This is a genomic window from Actinomadura harenae (assembly GCF_003696215.1).
In the GTDB taxonomy this organism is placed as follows: Bacteria; Actinomycetota; Actinomycetes; order Streptosporangiales; family Streptosporangiaceae; genus Spirillospora; species Spirillospora harenae.
Window position 1 is genome coordinate 48,183 of the sequence record NZ_RFFG01000013.1, and the last position, 15,545, is coordinate 63,727.

18 protein-coding genes are annotated in these 15,545 nt (G+C 70.4%); 11 read left to right on the top strand and 7 right to left on the bottom strand.

Annotated elements, in window-relative coordinates:
- Window positions 1-89 precede the first annotated feature (89 nt).
- Window positions 90-1,040 carry an Lrp/AsnC family transcriptional regulator gene (locus tag EBO15_RS09645; protein ID WP_122193988.1) on the top strand — a complete coding sequence of 317 codons (951 nt, stop codon included), beginning with the start codon at window positions 90-92 and terminating at the stop codon, window positions 1,038-1,040.
- A 71-nt stretch (window positions 1,041-1,111) separates the two neighbouring features.
- Here the strand turns inward: EBO15_RS09645 and EBO15_RS09650 are convergent, their stop codons facing one another.
- Together EBO15_RS09650 and EBO15_RS09655 are read right to left on the bottom strand one after the other, a co-directional pair.
- Window positions 1,112-2,161, bottom strand: a complete 1,050-nt coding sequence (locus tag EBO15_RS09650; protein WP_233616080.1) for a CU044_5270 family protein — start codon at window positions 2,159-2,161, stop codon at window positions 1,112-1,114.
- A complete protein-coding gene (locus tag EBO15_RS09655; RefSeq protein WP_233616091.1) occupies window positions 2,154-2,753 on the bottom strand; it encodes an RNA polymerase sigma factor in 600 nt (199 codons plus the stop codon). Before EBO15_RS09655 ends, EBO15_RS09650 begins: the two co-directional genes overlap by 8 nt.
- 356 nt (window positions 2,754-3,109) lie before the next feature.
- Here EBO15_RS09655 and EBO15_RS09660 point away from each other — a divergent pair, with 356 nt between their 5' ends.
- Window positions 3,110-3,580, top strand: a complete 471-nt coding sequence (locus EBO15_RS09660) for a VOC family protein (protein WP_122193991.1) — start codon at window positions 3,110-3,112, stop codon at window positions 3,578-3,580.
- 397 nt (window positions 3,581-3,977) lie between these two features.
- Here EBO15_RS09660 and EBO15_RS45200 read toward each other — a convergent pair whose 3' ends face one another.
- Together EBO15_RS45200 and EBO15_RS45910 are read right to left on the bottom strand one after the other, a co-directional pair.
- Window positions 3,978-4,175 (bottom strand): hypothetical protein, encoded by a 198-nt coding sequence (locus EBO15_RS45200; protein WP_199744446.1) that lies wholly within the window; start codon window positions 4,173-4,175, stop codon window positions 3,978-3,980.
- A gap of 400 nt (window positions 4,176-4,575) precedes the next feature.
- Complete coding sequence (locus tag EBO15_RS45910; protein ID WP_233616081.1) at window positions 4,576-4,734, bottom strand: hypothetical protein; 159 nt, start codon at window positions 4,732-4,734, stop codon at window positions 4,576-4,578.
- Window positions 4,735-4,967: 233 nt separating this feature from the next.
- Between EBO15_RS45910 and EBO15_RS09670 the strand changes: the two genes are divergently transcribed.
- Entirely contained in the window at window positions 4,968-5,414 is a 447-nt protein-coding gene (locus tag EBO15_RS09670; protein WP_122193992.1) for a pentapeptide repeat-containing protein, read from the top strand.
- Between the two features lie 240 nt (window positions 5,415-5,654).
- Here EBO15_RS09670 and EBO15_RS09675 read toward each other — a convergent pair whose 3' ends face one another.
- A complete protein-coding gene (locus EBO15_RS09675) occupies window positions 5,655-6,179 on the bottom strand; it encodes a DUF6790 family protein (RefSeq protein WP_122193993.1) in 525 nt (174 codons plus the stop codon).
- A gap of 56 nt (window positions 6,180-6,235) precedes the next feature.
- Between EBO15_RS09675 and EBO15_RS09680 the strand changes: the two genes are divergently transcribed.
- The 5 genes from EBO15_RS09680 to EBO15_RS09700 all read left to right on the top strand — a co-directional run bounded on the left by EBO15_RS09680 (window position 6,236) and on the right by EBO15_RS09700 (window position 9,312).
- Window positions 6,236-6,655: a MarR family winged helix-turn-helix transcriptional regulator gene (locus EBO15_RS09680; RefSeq protein ID WP_122193994.1), complete on the top strand. Its 420-nt coding sequence runs from the start codon at window positions 6,236-6,238 to the stop codon at window positions 6,653-6,655.
- Window positions 6,656-7,499: 844 nt separating this feature from the next.
- Window positions 7,500-7,904 carry an NUDIX hydrolase gene (locus tag EBO15_RS09685; RefSeq protein ID WP_199744433.1) on the top strand — a complete coding sequence of 135 codons (405 nt, stop codon included), beginning with the start codon at window positions 7,500-7,502 and terminating at the stop codon, window positions 7,902-7,904.
- Window positions 7,897-8,298, top strand: a complete 402-nt coding sequence (locus EBO15_RS09690) for an NUDIX hydrolase (protein WP_122193996.1) — start codon at window positions 7,897-7,899, stop codon at window positions 8,296-8,298. Before EBO15_RS09685 ends, EBO15_RS09690 begins: the two co-directional genes overlap by 8 nt.
- Window positions 8,299-8,402: 104 nt before the next feature.
- The gene (locus tag EBO15_RS09695; protein WP_122193997.1) at window positions 8,403-8,636 is read left to right on the top strand and encodes a hypothetical protein; all 234 of its coding nucleotides are present in this window, start codon (window positions 8,403-8,405) and stop codon (window positions 8,634-8,636) included.
- Between the two features lie 154 nt (window positions 8,637-8,790).
- Window positions 8,791-9,312 (top strand): hypothetical protein, encoded by a 522-nt coding sequence (locus EBO15_RS09700; protein ID WP_122193998.1) that lies wholly within the window; start codon window positions 8,791-8,793, stop codon window positions 9,310-9,312.
- Between the two features lie 6 nt (window positions 9,313-9,318).
- Here EBO15_RS09700 and EBO15_RS09705 read toward each other — a convergent pair whose 3' ends face one another.
- Both EBO15_RS09705 and EBO15_RS09710 read right to left on the bottom strand, forming a co-directional pair.
- Entirely contained in the window at window positions 9,319-10,089 is a 771-nt protein-coding gene (locus EBO15_RS09705) for a hypothetical protein (RefSeq protein ID WP_122194052.1), read from the bottom strand.
- 115 nt (window positions 10,090-10,204) lie between these two features.
- Window positions 10,205-10,897 carry a TetR/AcrR family transcriptional regulator gene (locus EBO15_RS09710; protein WP_122193999.1) on the bottom strand — a complete coding sequence of 231 codons (693 nt, stop codon included), beginning with the start codon at window positions 10,895-10,897 and terminating at the stop codon, window positions 10,205-10,207.
- Between the two features lie 54 nt (window positions 10,898-10,951).
- On the opposite strand from EBO15_RS09710, the gene EBO15_RS09715 reads away from it, so the two are divergent.
- The 3 genes from EBO15_RS09715 to EBO15_RS09725 all read left to right on the top strand — a co-directional run bounded on the left by EBO15_RS09715 (window position 10,952) and on the right by EBO15_RS09725 (window position 15,540).
- Window positions 10,952-12,103 (top strand): FAD-dependent oxidoreductase, encoded by a 1,152-nt coding sequence (locus EBO15_RS09715; protein ID WP_122194000.1) that lies wholly within the window; start codon window positions 10,952-10,954, stop codon window positions 12,101-12,103.
- 249 nt (window positions 12,104-12,352) lie between these two features.
- Entirely contained in the window at window positions 12,353-13,096 is a 744-nt protein-coding gene (locus EBO15_RS09720; RefSeq protein ID WP_122194001.1) for an ABC transporter ATP-binding protein, read from the top strand.
- Entirely contained in the window at window positions 13,090-15,540 is a 2,451-nt protein-coding gene (locus tag EBO15_RS09725; RefSeq protein WP_122194002.1) for an FtsX-like permease family protein, read from the top strand. Before EBO15_RS09720 ends, EBO15_RS09725 begins: the two co-directional genes overlap by 7 nt.
- Window positions 15,541-15,545 lie beyond the last annotated feature (5 nt).

Genomic DNA, 15,545 nt, shown 5'->3' on the forward strand with positions numbered 1-15,545 from the left:
CTGGCGGCCAAGCCTCACTTCGGCAGGCGACGCGGCGCCATCCTGAGGCAGGATTCCGGCGGACTCCTCCATCCGAGTAGCTTCTAGCGGTGGATTCCATCGATCGCGGATTGGTACATGCCCTTCAACTGGACGGCAGGGCTCCGTTCAGCCAGATCGCCGAGGTACTGGGGGCGTCCGAGCAGACGGTCGCCCGCCGCTACCGCAAGCTGCGGTCGACTGGGGCGATCCGTGTGGTGGGCGGCGTCGACGGTGCGCGGCTCGGCTACACCTCATGGACCATCCGGCTGCGGACGACCCCGGACGCGTCGAACGCGCTGGGCGCCGCCCTGGCCCGCAGGCCCGACACCTTCTACGTCCACCTGCTCTCCGGAGGCACCGAGATCTCCTGTTTCACTCAGGCCCGCCTGGGGGACGGCGAGGCATCGCTCCTGGACAAGCTGCCACGGACGAGCAAGGTGATGGCGATGAGCGCACACTCGCTCCTGCGGGGCTTCGCCCTCCCCAGCGGGTGGCCAGGCCTCGCCGCTCTGGACGAAGAACACGCCGCGCGACTCCGGTACACGGCGGCCCCGGAAAGCCAGGTCGCCGTCGACACCACCGATCACGCCCTGCTGGAGGCATTGGCGGCCGACGGCCGCACCAGCCACGCCGACCTGGCCACCGCTACAGGCTGGTCGGAGTCGACGGTCCGGCGACGGCTGGATCGCCTTCGCCGGACGGGCGCACTGCTGATCCAGCTCGAGTTCGACCCGCGCGTCCTGGGGTACCGGGCGCAGGCCAGACTCTGGATGTCGGTACGCCCCTCGGGACTGGTAGCGGTCGCCGAAACCATGGCCACCCATCCGGAGGTTTCCTTCGTCGGCGTCACCACCGGCCCGGCCAACCTCGTAGCCGAGGTGATCTGCCGGGACAACACCCACCTCTACCAGTACCTCACCGGACAGGTGAGTGCTCTGGACGCCATCGAATCGCTGGAGAGCGGCCCAGTCATGCGCACCCTCAAGCGGACCGGCACCATCCTGCCGTCGACCAACTGAACCACCGGGCCGAGAGCCGCCACAGAACACGCCACCTGCACCGGTGAGGGGCCGGCCTACCGCTCGATCGGTCAGTGCCCGTTGATCGCGGGCGCGCGTTCGGCGACCCGGACGGTCAGCTGGGCCGTGGAGGTCAGCACGCTCCCGACCGGTGCTCCGGCTTGGGCGGCGTCGGTGACGACGCTGCGCTGACCGAGGTACTGGTAGGTCTTCGGAGTGAAGATGTACTCGTCCCGGATACCGCTGCCCGGTACGACCAGCGCCACGGCGATGCCGGTACGGCCTGCGGCGTCCACGGCCTTGCCCACGGTGGTGACGCCGCGGATCGCCGCCGCGGCCCGGAACAGCGCGGCCCGCTGTGGCGCGGGCATGTAGGCCTCGGTGAGCATGCCGCCGACGTTAGACCAGGCCTGGGCGTCGGCTTGGGAGCCGTTTCCCAGGTGGGTGTAGAGGTGCTCGTACATCTTCGCCGGATCGGCGGGCAGTCTGCTCAGGTAGGCGAAGTCATTACGCAGCCACTCGGCCCGGTGGTCGACGTCTGCGGCCTTGCCCAGGCTGCTGCGACCGGCCTCCTCGCGGGCCTCGGGCGGGATCGGCCAGCCCGGGTACGGGAGAGGCACCAGGCCCTGGGTCCACAGCACCCCGTGCGTCGCGTCTCCTTCCACGGGAAGCCAGATCGTGCGCTTGGCGCGGGACAGGTAGTGCGCGGCTCGGCCGTTGGAGATGGTGTCGACGGGGTTCATGGTCCGGGAGTCGAAGACCAGGAACTGGCCGGGCCGGGGGTGCAGTTCCGGGGCCTTGTCCACGTGGTCGGCGGCCCGCTGGAGGATCTGCACCGCCGCCACCGGCATCGTGTGGATCACCGGGGAGCCGAGCGGTTTGCGGCCCGGGCCCGGGGAGACCGCCACGACCCCGGCGGTCACCGCGGCGGCGGCCAGACCGGCTGCCAGGCCGAACTTCAGGCGGCGGGCCCGGCGCGGACGGACCGCCGCGCTCGCGGGACGGGCGAAGGCCGGGTCGACCATGGCGCCCATCAGCCGGCGCTCCTCGGCCTGAAGGTCGCTCAGGCCGGGGCGAGGGACTTCGGCCCGGAACCGCTCGAGTCGGGTCATCTCATTCATGAACGAGCTCCTCACTAACGACGGCCGTGGGGTTGACTCCACCGAGATCCCTGCGAAGTCGTTTTCGAGCCCGGTTGATGCGCGAGCGCACTGTTCCGATGCGTACGCCCAGTGCCTGGGCGGCCTCCGGGTAGCTCAGGTCGCCCCATGCCACCAGGAGCAGAGCGTCGCGATGTCCGACGGGCAGCGCGGCCAGCGCGCCCGCCAGCACCGGGCCGGACGCCTCGGCGGCGAGCCGTTCGTCGCTGCGCTCGGCGAAGGACGCCGTCACCGGGTCGCTGCCGGTGCGCTGAAGGACGTGCAGTTGCCGCACCTCGGTCCGCACGTGCCGACGCATCAGGTTGGTCGCTATCCCGAACAGCCACGGTCGTGCGTTCGGCCGCGACATGTCGTAGCCGTCCCGCTGCGAGAACGCCGCTAAGAAGGTCTCGGCCACCACGTCCTCAGCGGCCTCGGCCCCCAACCTGCGGGTGACGTATCGCTTGATGTCCGGGGCATGGCGGCGGAAGACCTCGGCGAACGCCTCGGGCTCCCGCCGGGAGCGCCCGATGACGGAAGCGTCATCGACCTCCGCCCGACTCGTCTCACTCAATTTCTCGGCCTCTCGGCTCCGGATCAGGACATCCGTTGTTGCCAAGCCGACCACGAACGGTTCCCACCAGATCCGAGGAGATCCGAAACCACTCACTCTCATGGGCCCCGTGACCCCGAGCTGTCGCCGGCAAAAATCGACCGCGGGGCCGCGTGCGTCGCTCGATCGCGCGGTTGCCGTGCGAACGCGTCGGCACGTCCGTGGTGCGCTTCAGGCTCCCTCACCGGGATGGGGCGGTTGATCAGGCCCGAGCTGCCGCGCCTGGCGGTGGAGCGCAGGGAACCAGCGAGTTGACCTCAAGTTTGGTTGAGTTTCTAGTGTTCTCAGCAGCAAGGACTTCTCAGAAAGGCACTGTGATGACGACTGTTCCCGAGCGCTACCGGTACGCCGCTGTTCCGCATGTCATGGTGGACGGCGCCGCAGAGGCCATCCGGTTCTACGGCGAGGCCTTCGGCGGCGAGGAGCTGTTCCGCATCGCCGCCCCGGAAGGCCAGATCATCCACGCCGAGGTCGCCATCCAGGGCTCGGTCATCATGGTCGGGGACGCCGATGGCCCGTTCAGGGCTCCTACCGCCTCGGGCGGCTCGACCGTGGGGATCCATGTCTATGTCGATGACGTGGACACCTTCAGCGCCCAGGCCGTCCGTGCCGGTGCCGAGGTGCTCCAGCCCCCCACCGACATGTTCTACGGGGCCCGGCAGGTCATGCTGCGGGACCCGTTCGGGCACCTCTGGGTCTTCCTGACCCACACCGAAGACCTGTCGTCCGAGGAGATCGCTCGCCGGGGCACCGAGCTGTTCAAGGCGAGCGCCCCACTCACCGACTGAGGGATGGGAACGTTCCGCCCGCGAGCCCGGCACGGCTCGACGCCCACGAGGTCAAGGTCCTCGTGGCGAGCCCCATGGACCACTCGCGGAACCTGCTCGAAGACGGGCGTCGTCCTCGCCCATTTCTGCCAAGGTCGAAGATGTGCCTGGCAGGGAAGGGGCGGGCCGCCTTCCGGTGTCCAGCCTGAAGGCGGCCCGCCTGCGATGTCACAGCCCGCTGGGTGCGCCGCATGCGGTTTCGCCGAGCGACGCGTGCGCCGATGTCTGAGCCTGAGGCCGTGCCGTCCGCGCGCCGGACCACCTGCCACGACGGACCGCGGCGGGCCCGCTCCCGTTTGGGCCGACGGCTACCGGTCGGCCCAAACGGGAGCGAACACCGAAGTTCGGCCGGACGTCGTCACCCGCCAGTGCTCGGGTAGTAGTCGTCCTTCGGAGGGGCGAACCCACCAGTGCTCGGCCAGTAGTCGTTGCCTGCCGGGGCGAACCCGCCGCCGCTCGGCCAGTAGTCCTCTTTGGCTTGGGCGGGGGCGGAGGCCATGGTGAGGCCGACGGCCGCCGCCGCAGTGGCGATGATGATCCTGACGTGTGCGCGCATGCTTCTCCCTTGCGCCGGATGCCGGGTGCGGGGCGCACGGCCGGGGACGGCCGCCTGGACCTCAGCCTTGGGGGCGACACATTGTCTGGCAATCCCCCACCCACCACGCCAGACAAAACCGCCCGTCGGCCACCGCCTTGGCGAACTGTCCGGTGTCAGGCGACCGTTACTCCGCCTGTGGTCGCTGACGAAGGCAGGAGCCAGCTCCATCGACTCCAGCACCTGTCGCAGCGCCGGTCGTAGCCGTGACGCGTGCTCGCCCCGGTCCTCGTGCACGGCAGTGGTGCCCGCGAGTGCGAACAGATGCCGCCACTCGATGTCATCGAACCGCAGCGCGTCGCAGAGGGCATGGAGTACCTGCTCGGACGGCTGCCGGGCGCGGCCTTGTTCCAGGCGGGTGTTAGTACTCGGCGCTCACCCCGGCCAGCCGCGCGACCTCACCGCGCCGCAGACCGGCGACCCGGCGGCCGGCGCCGAACTCGACCGGCAGACCGACCTCGTCCGGCGTAAGCCCAGCTCGGCGGGCCCGCAGGAAGTCGCCCAAGTCGTTGTTGCCCATGCCCCAAGTCTGCTCTGCGCCCAGCCGATCACCCAAGGGCGTAGCTGGCCCTGCCAGTACTACGCACCAGGTCGTGCCAGACCACGAGCATTCAGTCCGCCGCATCCCGATGGTCCTTCTCGTAGGTCGGCAGGAGGCTGAACGAGAATACCGGTGGCCGCCCGCTCTTCTCACCGGATACCAAGTCCTGGCGATGAACAGTCGCGATCGGCCACCAGGCGAGGACGGACGGCATGGGACAGATGGCGGCCAAACAGGAGCTGGCGGGGCTCGGAACCTCCTCCGAAGTGGTCCGGCAGGTCTTCGACAGCCAGGACCTGATCTCGCTGCAGACCCGGCAACTGTGGTTTGTCCGCTGCTCATTCGTCGGGGCGGACCTGCGGCAGGCGACCCTGGATCGATGCTCGTTCAAGCTGTGCGACCTGCGCGGTGCCAACCTGCGCGGGGCATCTCTGCGCGGTACGCACCTTGCCGGATGCGACCTGCGTGACGCCGATCTGCGCGATGTCGATCTCACCGATGCCCAGTTCGGCTGGGTCAACACCGGCCGCCCCCCATGGGGCCTGACCGACCTGACCGGTGCCGACCTGGCGGGCGCCACCACCACCCGCCTATGCGTCGACCGCGTCGTCGGCTGGCCCCCACCGACCATCGGCACCCCCACACGAGGGCGCCGATGACCATCCAGCGCTGACTTTCGCCGGGTCGAAACCCCGCCGTACCTCACGCACCTCCGCGACCATCCGCACAGTCATGCCGTGGCGCAGCCGCGACCGATGAGAACAAGACGTCCAACTCCAGGGGCGCGATCGCCTCCGCCTGGTCGATCAGCTGGCCCCAGTCCCCCGGGTCGCAGGTGGGGCCCTGGGTGAGGGCTTCGTCGTGTTGGCGGTGCGTGTGCGGCTGGTCGGCGGTGGCGGTCAGGCGGGTGCTTTCACGGTCGGCCGGGGCGTGGCCCGCAGTCGCCGGGACCGCATGGCCAGGATGATCATGACGGCCGGGATGAGGAGGTCGTTGACCAGGACGCCGCCGGTGTTGCCCGGAGCGTGGTCGCCGCCTGCGAACCACTGGTAGAGGTGGCCGGCCAAGGCACCCCAGAGGAACATCCCCGCACCGAGCCCGATGGTGACGCGCTCGTGCGCGGAGCCCGAGGCGGCGCGGAATCCCATGACGGCCAGCCCGAGGTTGGCGAAGGCGATCTCGAACATGAAGGGCGTCCGGTGGAAGCCGATCGCGGTGGCCATGGTGTCCGGGAAGGCGAGGAACGCGATCGTCATCCAGAGGCTGCCGATACCGAGGGCGCCGATGGCCCACCAGCGCTGCCAGATCTCCAGCCGCTGTCGGGGTGAGGTGGCATGGCGGGCCCGCACGAGGGCGCCGATGGTCGGGACCAGGATCCAGACCAGGGGGAACGCCGACTGGGCGAGGAAGCTGACGTTGTCCATGACCTCAATCTTGCATGGTTAATATTAACGCGTCAACACTTTGCTACGCTGGCACCATGGACGAAGGACTCGCAGACCTGCTGCACCGCGTGGTCATGCTGTTGGGCGAGGCGGCGCGGCAGCGCACCGACGACCGCGACGGCCTGACCTACAGTCAGATACGACTGCTGGGCACGCTGGAGGACATCGAGCCGGTGACCCAGCACCAGCTGGCGCAGGCACTGTCGGTGTCCGACCCGGCGATCAGCCGGGCGCTACGACCACTGGTAGCGGGCGGCATGGTGACGGTCACCGTCGACCCCGAACACGCACGACGGCGGCTGGTCCGCCTCACCGAGGCGGGCCGGAATGCCTTCCGCACCGCGGGAAAGCCCCTCCACGACGAGTTCCGCGCCGCACTGGTCGCGGCCGGCTTTCCCTACGAGCGCTACCTCCAGGACACCCACCGACTGGCCGAGCTCCTCGCATCCGACTGAGCCCCCAGGCCGATGGCCGCCTGCCGCCGCTCCTGGCGACCGCTGAGCCCCAGAACCGCGACCGCTCACCACCATCAGATGACCGCCAGCAATCTTCAAGACCCTGCACCTGCCCGCTTCCACCGACCCAACCTGCGAGGACGGCTCCGGGACCTGCGCGACCCGAACGCCGTCGAGGACGAGCCGGAGGAGTAGGCCTCATGGTGAACGGGCGCGACGATCTGCGACGCGTCCTGGACACCGAACCCCGATCCTGGCGACCCGGCCGCCACCTCTGTCCCGCCGTTCTTGGCCTACCTGACCATCGATGCCTCACCAGCGGAAGCGACCCGCACAAGGCGATGCGGCCACGCGGCCGCATCCTGGCCGCCGCGCGCAGCACCGCCGAACAGCGCCGCACCACCCTTCCACGCCACCGAGTCCACCGTGACGATCGGAATCTCCGGCCATGACGTGGGGATGTGCATCGTCCACCTGCGCGCCGCGCTGGCGACCGAGCACAGGCTGACGCTGCGCGACCGGGCCCGGTGACCCGCGGAACAGAACATCGCCTCGCCATGGTGAGAGGGGTGCCGGTGGGGTTTTCTCGTCCGCTGATCAGGCGCATCCTCGTGGCGAAGGCAGCAGCGAGGAGTTCGGTATGGCGCGGACGTGGACGGGCGCTGACGCCACGGCCCTGCGTCGGGGGCTGGGGTTGACGATCGAGGCGTTCGCGCGCCGGGTGGGGGTGGCGGCCCGCACCGTGGATCATTGGGCGGCTCATCCACAGGTGGTTCCGCGTTCTGGCCAGCAGGCGGCTTTGGACCGGTTGCTTGCGGCGGCTCCGGCGGGGGTGCGGGATCAGGTGGCTGCTCCGGCGGGGCGTCCGATGCGGGTCGCGGTCGCGGTGGTGGCCCGCGCGGGCATGGTGCTGCTGGTGCGGCGGCGGGACGAGGGGCCAATCGGCTGGCAGTTCCCCGCCGGGGTGATCAAGCCCGGTGAGGACGGCGGCGCCGTCGCCGTCCGGGAGACCCACGCCGAGACCGGTGTGCATTGCACGGTCGCGGAGCACCTGGGGTGCCGGGTTCATCCGGTGACCGCGGTGGTGTGCGACTACTTCGTGTGCTCCTACCTGGCAGGGCGTCCGGTGAACCGGGACCCGGCGGAGAACACCTCGGTGGCGTGGGCACCGATCGGTAAGCTGACCGAATTCGTCGGCCCCACGATCTACCCGCCCATCCTGACCGCTCTGGAGGAGTGCCGTGCCTGACCTCCCGCCGGTCGCCGCCGCCGTCATCGTCGAGCGCGGCCGGGTCCTGCTGGTCCGCCGCCGCCATCCGGAGGGCGACCTGGTCTGGCAGCTTCCGGCCGGGGAGCTGGAGGACGGCGAGACCGCCGCCCAGGCCGCCGAGCGCGAGACCGCCGAGGAGACCGGCCTGAAGGTGACCGCAGGCCGTCTGCTGGGGTCACGGGTCCACCCCGACACCGGCCGCTTCCTGCTGTACGTCGTCTGCGAGGTCACCGGCGGGCACGCCCATGTCGCCGATGACGAGGAGATCGCCGAGGTCGCCTGGGCCGAGCTCGACGGTCTGGCCAACTACCTGCCGCACCCGTTCTTCGGCCCGGTCCAGGAGCACCTGGACGCGCTCCTCCACGCCCGCTGATTGCCGAACATGCGCCCGGTGCGCAACGGCGTTGCGTGGCCGGGCCGGGCGGCGCGGGCGAAGGTCGAGGAGACAGCACAGTTCGTCCTCTCGGGAGGTATCCCATGGCCACCGAAGTGCTCGCCACGACCCGCGACCCCCGCACCTTCGTCGACCCCGACGTGTGGGACCGCGAGATCGCCCTGTTGGTCCGCGACAACCCGTTCGACCGCGTCATGGCCGAACGGATCTTCGGGCAGGGCATCGCCTACCTCATCACCGCGATGGAGAAGTGGGACGACAAGGCTGTCCGCGCTGTCGAGTGGAGGTCTTTGGCGGGAGCTGAAAGGTTCGCGTGATGTGAATTACATTTCTTTCGCCGTGATCTTTAGAATGGCCGGTCGTGGCCATATGCGACCTGGCGTGTTTTCTTGACGGTAATTCATTCGTGCTGCGAGGATCGCACTTCTTGTCCGGGGGGATCTTTGTTCGACAATTGCATGGAGGCAGCACATGGGGCAGCAGCATCGGGGTTCCGCGGCGGGTCTGCGGCGGAAGCTGGTCGTGGTGGGGGCCGTGGTGGTCATGGGGGTCGCCGGCAACGTGGCGGCGGCGGAGGCGGCGACGCCCGCCGCGCCCAAGGTCCTGGCCAAGTTCAATGTCGACTTCTCGGCCCGGTCGATGGCCCGCGGGACCAGGGTCATCCACTGTGAGATCCGGTTCATCGGTGACCACGGCGGCATCCCGCACAAGTCCGGTCACGTGCACGGCACCGTCAACGTCCGCACCGGTGTGACCTGCACCCAGCCGCTTCGGATGATCCGCGGGAAGGTCGGTCTCTTCAGCAACCGCGGCAGCAAGATCAAGGCGTTCGGGAGCACCGGAGCGCGCACGGCCAAGGGCAACGCGGCGCTCGTCTGCAAGTCCGGCAAGTACCACGGCGAAGCGGTCGCGACCCTCTACGCGCCCGCCGGGTACTCCCCTAGCGTCGCCAACGTCGGCAAGAAGACCTCGACGGTCTCCATCCACTGCTGACGCAGGTCACCGGTTGACCTCGTCGCTGTCCGCCCACACGGGGTCGGTCACATCGACCGGGACGGTCTCCAGGCGCTCGTCCGCCAGTAGCTCGGCGATGAGCGCCCTGGTCCCTCCGAGGTAGGTGGAGTCCAGGTCCGTTTCCGTCGTGACACACCATGCCCGGTCATCGGGCCAGAACAGGTTGGGTGACTGCGGAAAGAGCGGCATCGCGAGTTCCCCGGCAGCGTCAAGAGGGCCCTCGAGCAGGAGATATGCGCGTTCCGGCAACTCCACTCGGGGGCCTTCGGCGATCTCTGGCGGGAATTCCGGCGCGAGCACGTCGGGTTCCCACTCTTCGCCTGCGTCCGCCGTGAACGTGGCGGTCGCCTCCGCCGGGGCCGGTCCGTACCCGTCCCAGACGCAGAACCAGCAGCGGTCGGCCGTCGTGGTGTGCTCGGCGAGGATGTCGCACAGCGCCGCCAAGAGCGGGGGTGTCAGCGACCCCGGGTCGGGCTCTTCCACCCACGGCCGCGCGGCGCCCGTCCGCGGAACGGGCCCGGCCAGCGCCTGGAACTGCACTCGCGGATGCACCGTCCCACCCGACCACTCGGCCACCCGCGCCCAGGTCACCGGGCTTCTGTCCGCCGCGTAGGCCGGGTGAAGGATCCGCGCGTACGCCTCGAAGCCGTGCGGCACCAGGCCGCCCACCCCGGACCCGAACGGTCCGACGCCCGCGACGACCCAGTCGGCCGGACGGACATCGCCGCACGGGGAAAGCCGTGAACGCCGAGCCATCACCCGGACCTCCGATCACGCATCTCCCGCCACACCCTCGCACAGTACGCCTCGTCCGGCCCCGGTCCTCTCTGTGCGCGTCGCCTTGGTCCGCTGCCCGGCCGTCGCGCCGACTCTAGGTGGATGGTCGGGTGAGTCTGGCGGCCACGGCGTCGAGGACCCAGTCGAGGCCGGTGGCGAAGGACGTCTCGGCGTCGACGTCCGTGCCGTCGTGGACGGCCTTGGCCAGGGTCGGGAAGCGGCCTGTGTTCAGCATCTTTGTCAGGTACGGGCCGGAGGCTCGTTGCCAGTCGTGCTTGGACAGGCCCGTGGCGCGCTCGGCTCGCAGGCTCGCGACCTCGCGCCGGATCGCGCCGGTGCAGTAGGAGCCGACGGTCTCCACGGCGCGCAGCATGGTGTCGAGGTCGGCGAGGCCGTCGAGGGCGGCCAGCGTGGCCTCGCCGACGGCGAGGGCGTTGGGGCCCAGGGCCGGACGGCCGCCGAGCAGGTCGGCCAGCCATTCGTGACGCAGGACGGTCCGCCTGGTGCGGTGGGCGTGGGAGCGCAGTGCATCGCGCCAGTCGGCGGGCTGCTCCTCGGGGAGCATCTCGGCGTACGCCTCGTCCACCATGAGGTCGAACAGTTCCTCCTTGGAGGAGATGAATCCGTACAGCCGCATCGGGCCGGCGTCCAGCCGGGCGGCGACCTTGCGCAGCGACACCGCCTCGAGGCCGCCCTCGTCGGCCAGCGCGGTGGCGGCGGCGACGATGCGCGCCCGGTCGAGCGGCGCGGGGCGGGTCGGCGGTTCCGGTCGGTCCCACACAGTCATGGTTCACACCGTACTGTTGCGATACATCGTACTTGAACAATACAGTGTATCGACATGAGACATCGTATCGCCGTGATCGGGGCCGGCCCCGGCGGCCTGACCTTCGCTCGTGTCCTGCACCGCCACGGTCTCGCCGTGACCGTCCTCGAACGCGATTCCGCCCGCGACGCCCGTCCCTCGGGTGGCACGTTGGACCTGCACACGGGGCTGGGTCAGCTCGCGCTGGAAAAGGCCGGGCTGTCGGCGGAGTTCGAGGCGTTGTCGCGTCCCGAGGGGCAGGCGATGCGCATTCTGAACACCGACGGGACCGTCCTGCGCGACTGGCGACCCCGTCCAGATGAGCAGGCCAATCCCGAGATCGACCGGGGGCACCTCCGCGACCTCCTGCTCGGCCCCCTCGACGTCCAGTGGGGACGGGGCGTGACGGAGGTGGTGCCGGGATCCCCGGACGGCGCGCTGGTCCACTTCGCCGACGGACGCCAGGAGACCTTCGACCTCGTGGTCGGCGCGGACGGCGCCTGGTCCCGGGTCCGCCCAGCGATCTCGTCCGCGACGCCGCGCTACACCGGCATCACCTCGATCGAGACCTCCGTGGACGACGTCGACACCCAACACCCCGACCTCGCCCGGCTGATCGGCGAGGGTTCCGTGGCCGTGTACGGGGCGAACCGCGCCGTCGTCGCCCAGCGCAACAGCGGCGGCCACGTCAAGGTGTACGCGAAGTTCCGCGCGCCGCTCGACTGGCATACCGACCTCGAACGGAATCTGGGCCTGAGCGGGCGCGCCAGCCTGGACCTGGCCGACGCCGAGGCCGTGCGGTCAAGCCTGCCCGCCCTGTTCGACGGATGGGCCGCTTCCGTCCTCGACCTGTTCCGGTACGGCAGCGCTTTCGTTCACCGCCCCTTCTACGTCCTGCCCGTGGCTCACACCTGGGTCCACACCCCCGGGGTGACGTTGCTGGGCGACGCCGCTCACCTGATGCCCCCTCTGGGCGCGGGTGCGAACCTCGCGATGCTGGAGGGCGCGGAACTCGCCGAGTCCATCGCCGCCGGTGGCGATCTGGACGAGATCGTCCGCGCCTTCGAGGAGCGGATGTGGGCACGGGCCGGCACGTGGGCGCGGCTCACGGCCGACGGCCTGGAGCGCCTCGTGAGCCCGGACCCCGCTCAGGCCCTCGCCGTCTTCGACGAAGTCCAACCCTCCTGACCGCCGATCGCAGCGACGCGCCCTTCCGGCTTCTGACCTGTGTCTTCGTTCGAACACGGTCTTCCCCCGGCCATGCGCCTTCAGCGTGGATGTCAGGGTGCGGGTCGGGGTCGATATCAGGGTGGTCCCGGAGGTATCGCCGCCTTGGGGGATCTAGTGTGAGCGCCGCGCAACGAGGCCCGAGGAGAAGGCGAGCAAGTGTTTCTGAACAAGAGTGGACGGCGTTCGGCCGACCACGGTTCCGGTGGGGTGGCCGACGGCCGTGCGGTCGTCAGCCTGTCCGCCGTCCATAAGAGGTACGGGAGCGGCGCGAATCAGGTCGTCGCTCTCGACGGAGTGGACCTGTCCTTCCACGCAGGCACGTTCACGGCCGTCATGGGCCCGTCCGGGTCCGGCAAGTCGACGCTGCTGCAGTGCGCCGCCGGGCTGGACCGGGTGGACGACGGCCAGGTGCTCCTGGCCGGAGCCGATCCGGCCAGGATGTCCGAGACGGCTCGGACGATACTCCGCAGGGAGAAGATCGGTTTCATCTTCCAGCAGTTCAACCTGCTCCCCTCGCTGACCGCCCGGCAGAACGTCGAGTTGCCTTTGCGCCTGGCCGGGCGTCCGCCGCACCGAGAGGACGTGGACCGGGTCCTGGCGGACGTGAGTCTCGGCGACCGCGCGGAGCATCTGCCGAGCGAGCTCTCCGGCGGCCAGCAGCAGCGCGTCGCCATCGCCCGCGCGCTGGTCACCGGACCCGAGGTGCTCTTCGCCGACGAGCCGACCGGCGCGCTCGACTCCCGGACCTCCCGCGACGTGCTGTCGCTGATGCGGCGGATCGTCGCCGAACGCGGCCAGACCATCGTCATGGTCACCCATGACCCGATCGCCGCGTCCTACGCCGGACGGGCGGTCTTCCTGGCCGACGGCCGGATCGTGGACCAGATCGAGGACCCCACGGCCGAAGGCGTCGCCGCCCGCATGGGGCGCCTGGAGGTGCCGCCGTGCTGAGCATCGCCGTGTCCACCGTCCGCACCCGGTGGGTCGGTTTCCTCGGCGCGTTCGTCGCGCTCGCCCTGGGCACCGCCATGACCGCGATGATGGTCCTCGCCCTCTTCGCGACCCAGAGCGCGCCGCATTCCGGGCCGCAGCGCTTCCCCAAGGCCGACATCGTGGTGGTGCCCGCCGATCCGCGCGGTGATCCCGCGCACCTGCCCGCGTCCGTGCCCGCCGGCACGGTCGCGCGAATCGCCGCCGAAGCCCAGGTGACCGCCGACCGGACCTTCGAGGTGGCGGCGGACGGCGTCCCGGCCGATGTGGGACACGGTTGGTCCGTCGCCCGGTTCACGCCTTACCGGCTGCTCGCCGGACACGCTCCGGTGGCCCGTGACCAGGTCGTCCTCGGCGGTGGATCCCGCTCGCGGCTCGGTCGCACCGTCGAGATCACCACCCCTGCCGGTCGCGGCGTCTACACGGTCGTCGGCGTCACCGGACAGGTCTGGTTCGAGGACGCGGTGTTCTTCACCGACGCCGAGGCGACGCGGATCTCCCCGCCCGTCAACGCGCTGGTCGTCACGGGGAACCCGAACATCACAACGGTCAAGAAGGCCGCCGGCGCAGGGATGCTCGTCCTTGGCGGAGACAAGCGGGTCGACGCCGACCCGGACCCGTCGGGCGGCGCCAACGAGTTGATGAGCGCCAGCTCCATGGCGGGCACCACGATGGCCATCTCCACCTCGGTCGCGGCCTTCATCGTCATCGCCACCTTCGCGTTCGTCGTGGACCAGCGCCTCCGCGAGCTGGCCCTGCTCCGCCTGGTGGGCGCCACTCCCCGGCAGGTCCGCCGCATGGTGCTGGCCGAGTCCGCCCTGGTGGGGGCCGTGGCGGCCGTCGTCGGCTGCCTCCTGGGGACCCTCGCCTCAGGCGTCCTCAACACCTGGATGATCGACCACGCCGTCGCCCCGCGCTGGTTCGAGATCGGCGTCAACCCCTTCGCGCTCGTCATCGCCTTCCTCCTCGGTCTCGGTTCCGCCCTGGCCGGTGCGGCCAGTGCCGCCTGGCGCGCGTCCCGGGTGCGTCCCATCGCGGCGCTGAACGACGCCGCAGCGAACCGCCGCGCCATGACCCCGCTGCGCTGGCTGCTCGGACTCGGCATGCTGGCCGGCGCCCTCATCGCCGGTTACCTGCTGCGCGACACCCCGGAGATCGCGGTCAACCCGCGCAAGTACGGCATGGTCCCGCTCCTGTTCACAGGTGCCTTCGCGCTCCTGTCCCCCGTCGTCGTCCGGCCGGTCGCGCATGTGCTGACGTGGCCGCTCACGCGCCTCGGCGCCACGTCGCTCCTCGTCCGGCAGAACATCCTCAACGCCCGGCGCCGCACGGTCTCCACCGTCGTCCCCGTCGTCGTCGCCGTCGGGCTGGTGGCCACCATGCAGTGCGTCCAACTCGCCGGTGACCGGGCCCGGGTCGACCAGGCGCGGCAGCAGACCCGCGCCGACTTCGTCGTCACCCCCGAGCGGAGCGCGGGCCTGGACGCCAAGGCGGTTCAGGCGCTGGGTTCCGTGCCCGGGGCCACGGTGACGACGGTGACCCCCATGCGCATCTACGTGGGCACGTTGCAGGGGGACGTCGTCGACACCTTGACCGGCCAGGCCGTGCCCGCCCACGCGCTGGGCGACGTCCTCACCCCCAAGGTGGTGGAGGGCTCGCTGCAGAACCTCGGCGACGACTTCCTCGTCATCGACCAGAGGACCGCCAAGGGCGACGACCTCACCCTCGGCCAGCGGGTCTGGACGTGGCTCCCGGACGGCACCCGCCACCAGACCACGATCCGCGCCATCATCCAGACCGGTCTCTACGGGGACGCCACCTTCATGTCCGCCGCCCTGACCCCTGCCGGCACGGGCGCCGACCGTGCCTGGATGACACTGCGTCCCGGCGCCGACCGCGACGACGTGGCGCGGCAACTGGGCGCCGTCCTCGCCCACCAGCCGGTCAAGGCCGTCCCGGCGGACGCCTACTTCACCCACATGAAGAGCGCGGTCGCGGCCAAGTCGGCCACGGCGGCGACGGTCATCCTGGGCATCTCGGTCGGCTACTCGCTGATCGCGGTCGCCAACACCCTGATCATGGCGGCCGCCGGACGCCGCCGCGAACTCGCCGCCCTCAACCTCGCGGGAGGCACCCGCACCCAGACCCTGTGCATGGTGGGCACGGAAGCGGTGCTGGCCGCCGTGACCGGGGTGCTCCTCGCCCTCTGCGCCGGAGCCGCCACGACCGCCACACAGAGGCTCTCGCTGAGCCGCCTCGTCAACGCGCCCCAACTGACCGTCCCCTGGACGGAGATCTGGCAGACCGCGGCGCTCTGCACAGCCGTCGCGACAACGGCCGCAGTCCTCTCGACCTGGCGCACCACACGAGGCCAGGCCATCGACGCCATGGGCGCACGCGAGTAGAAGCC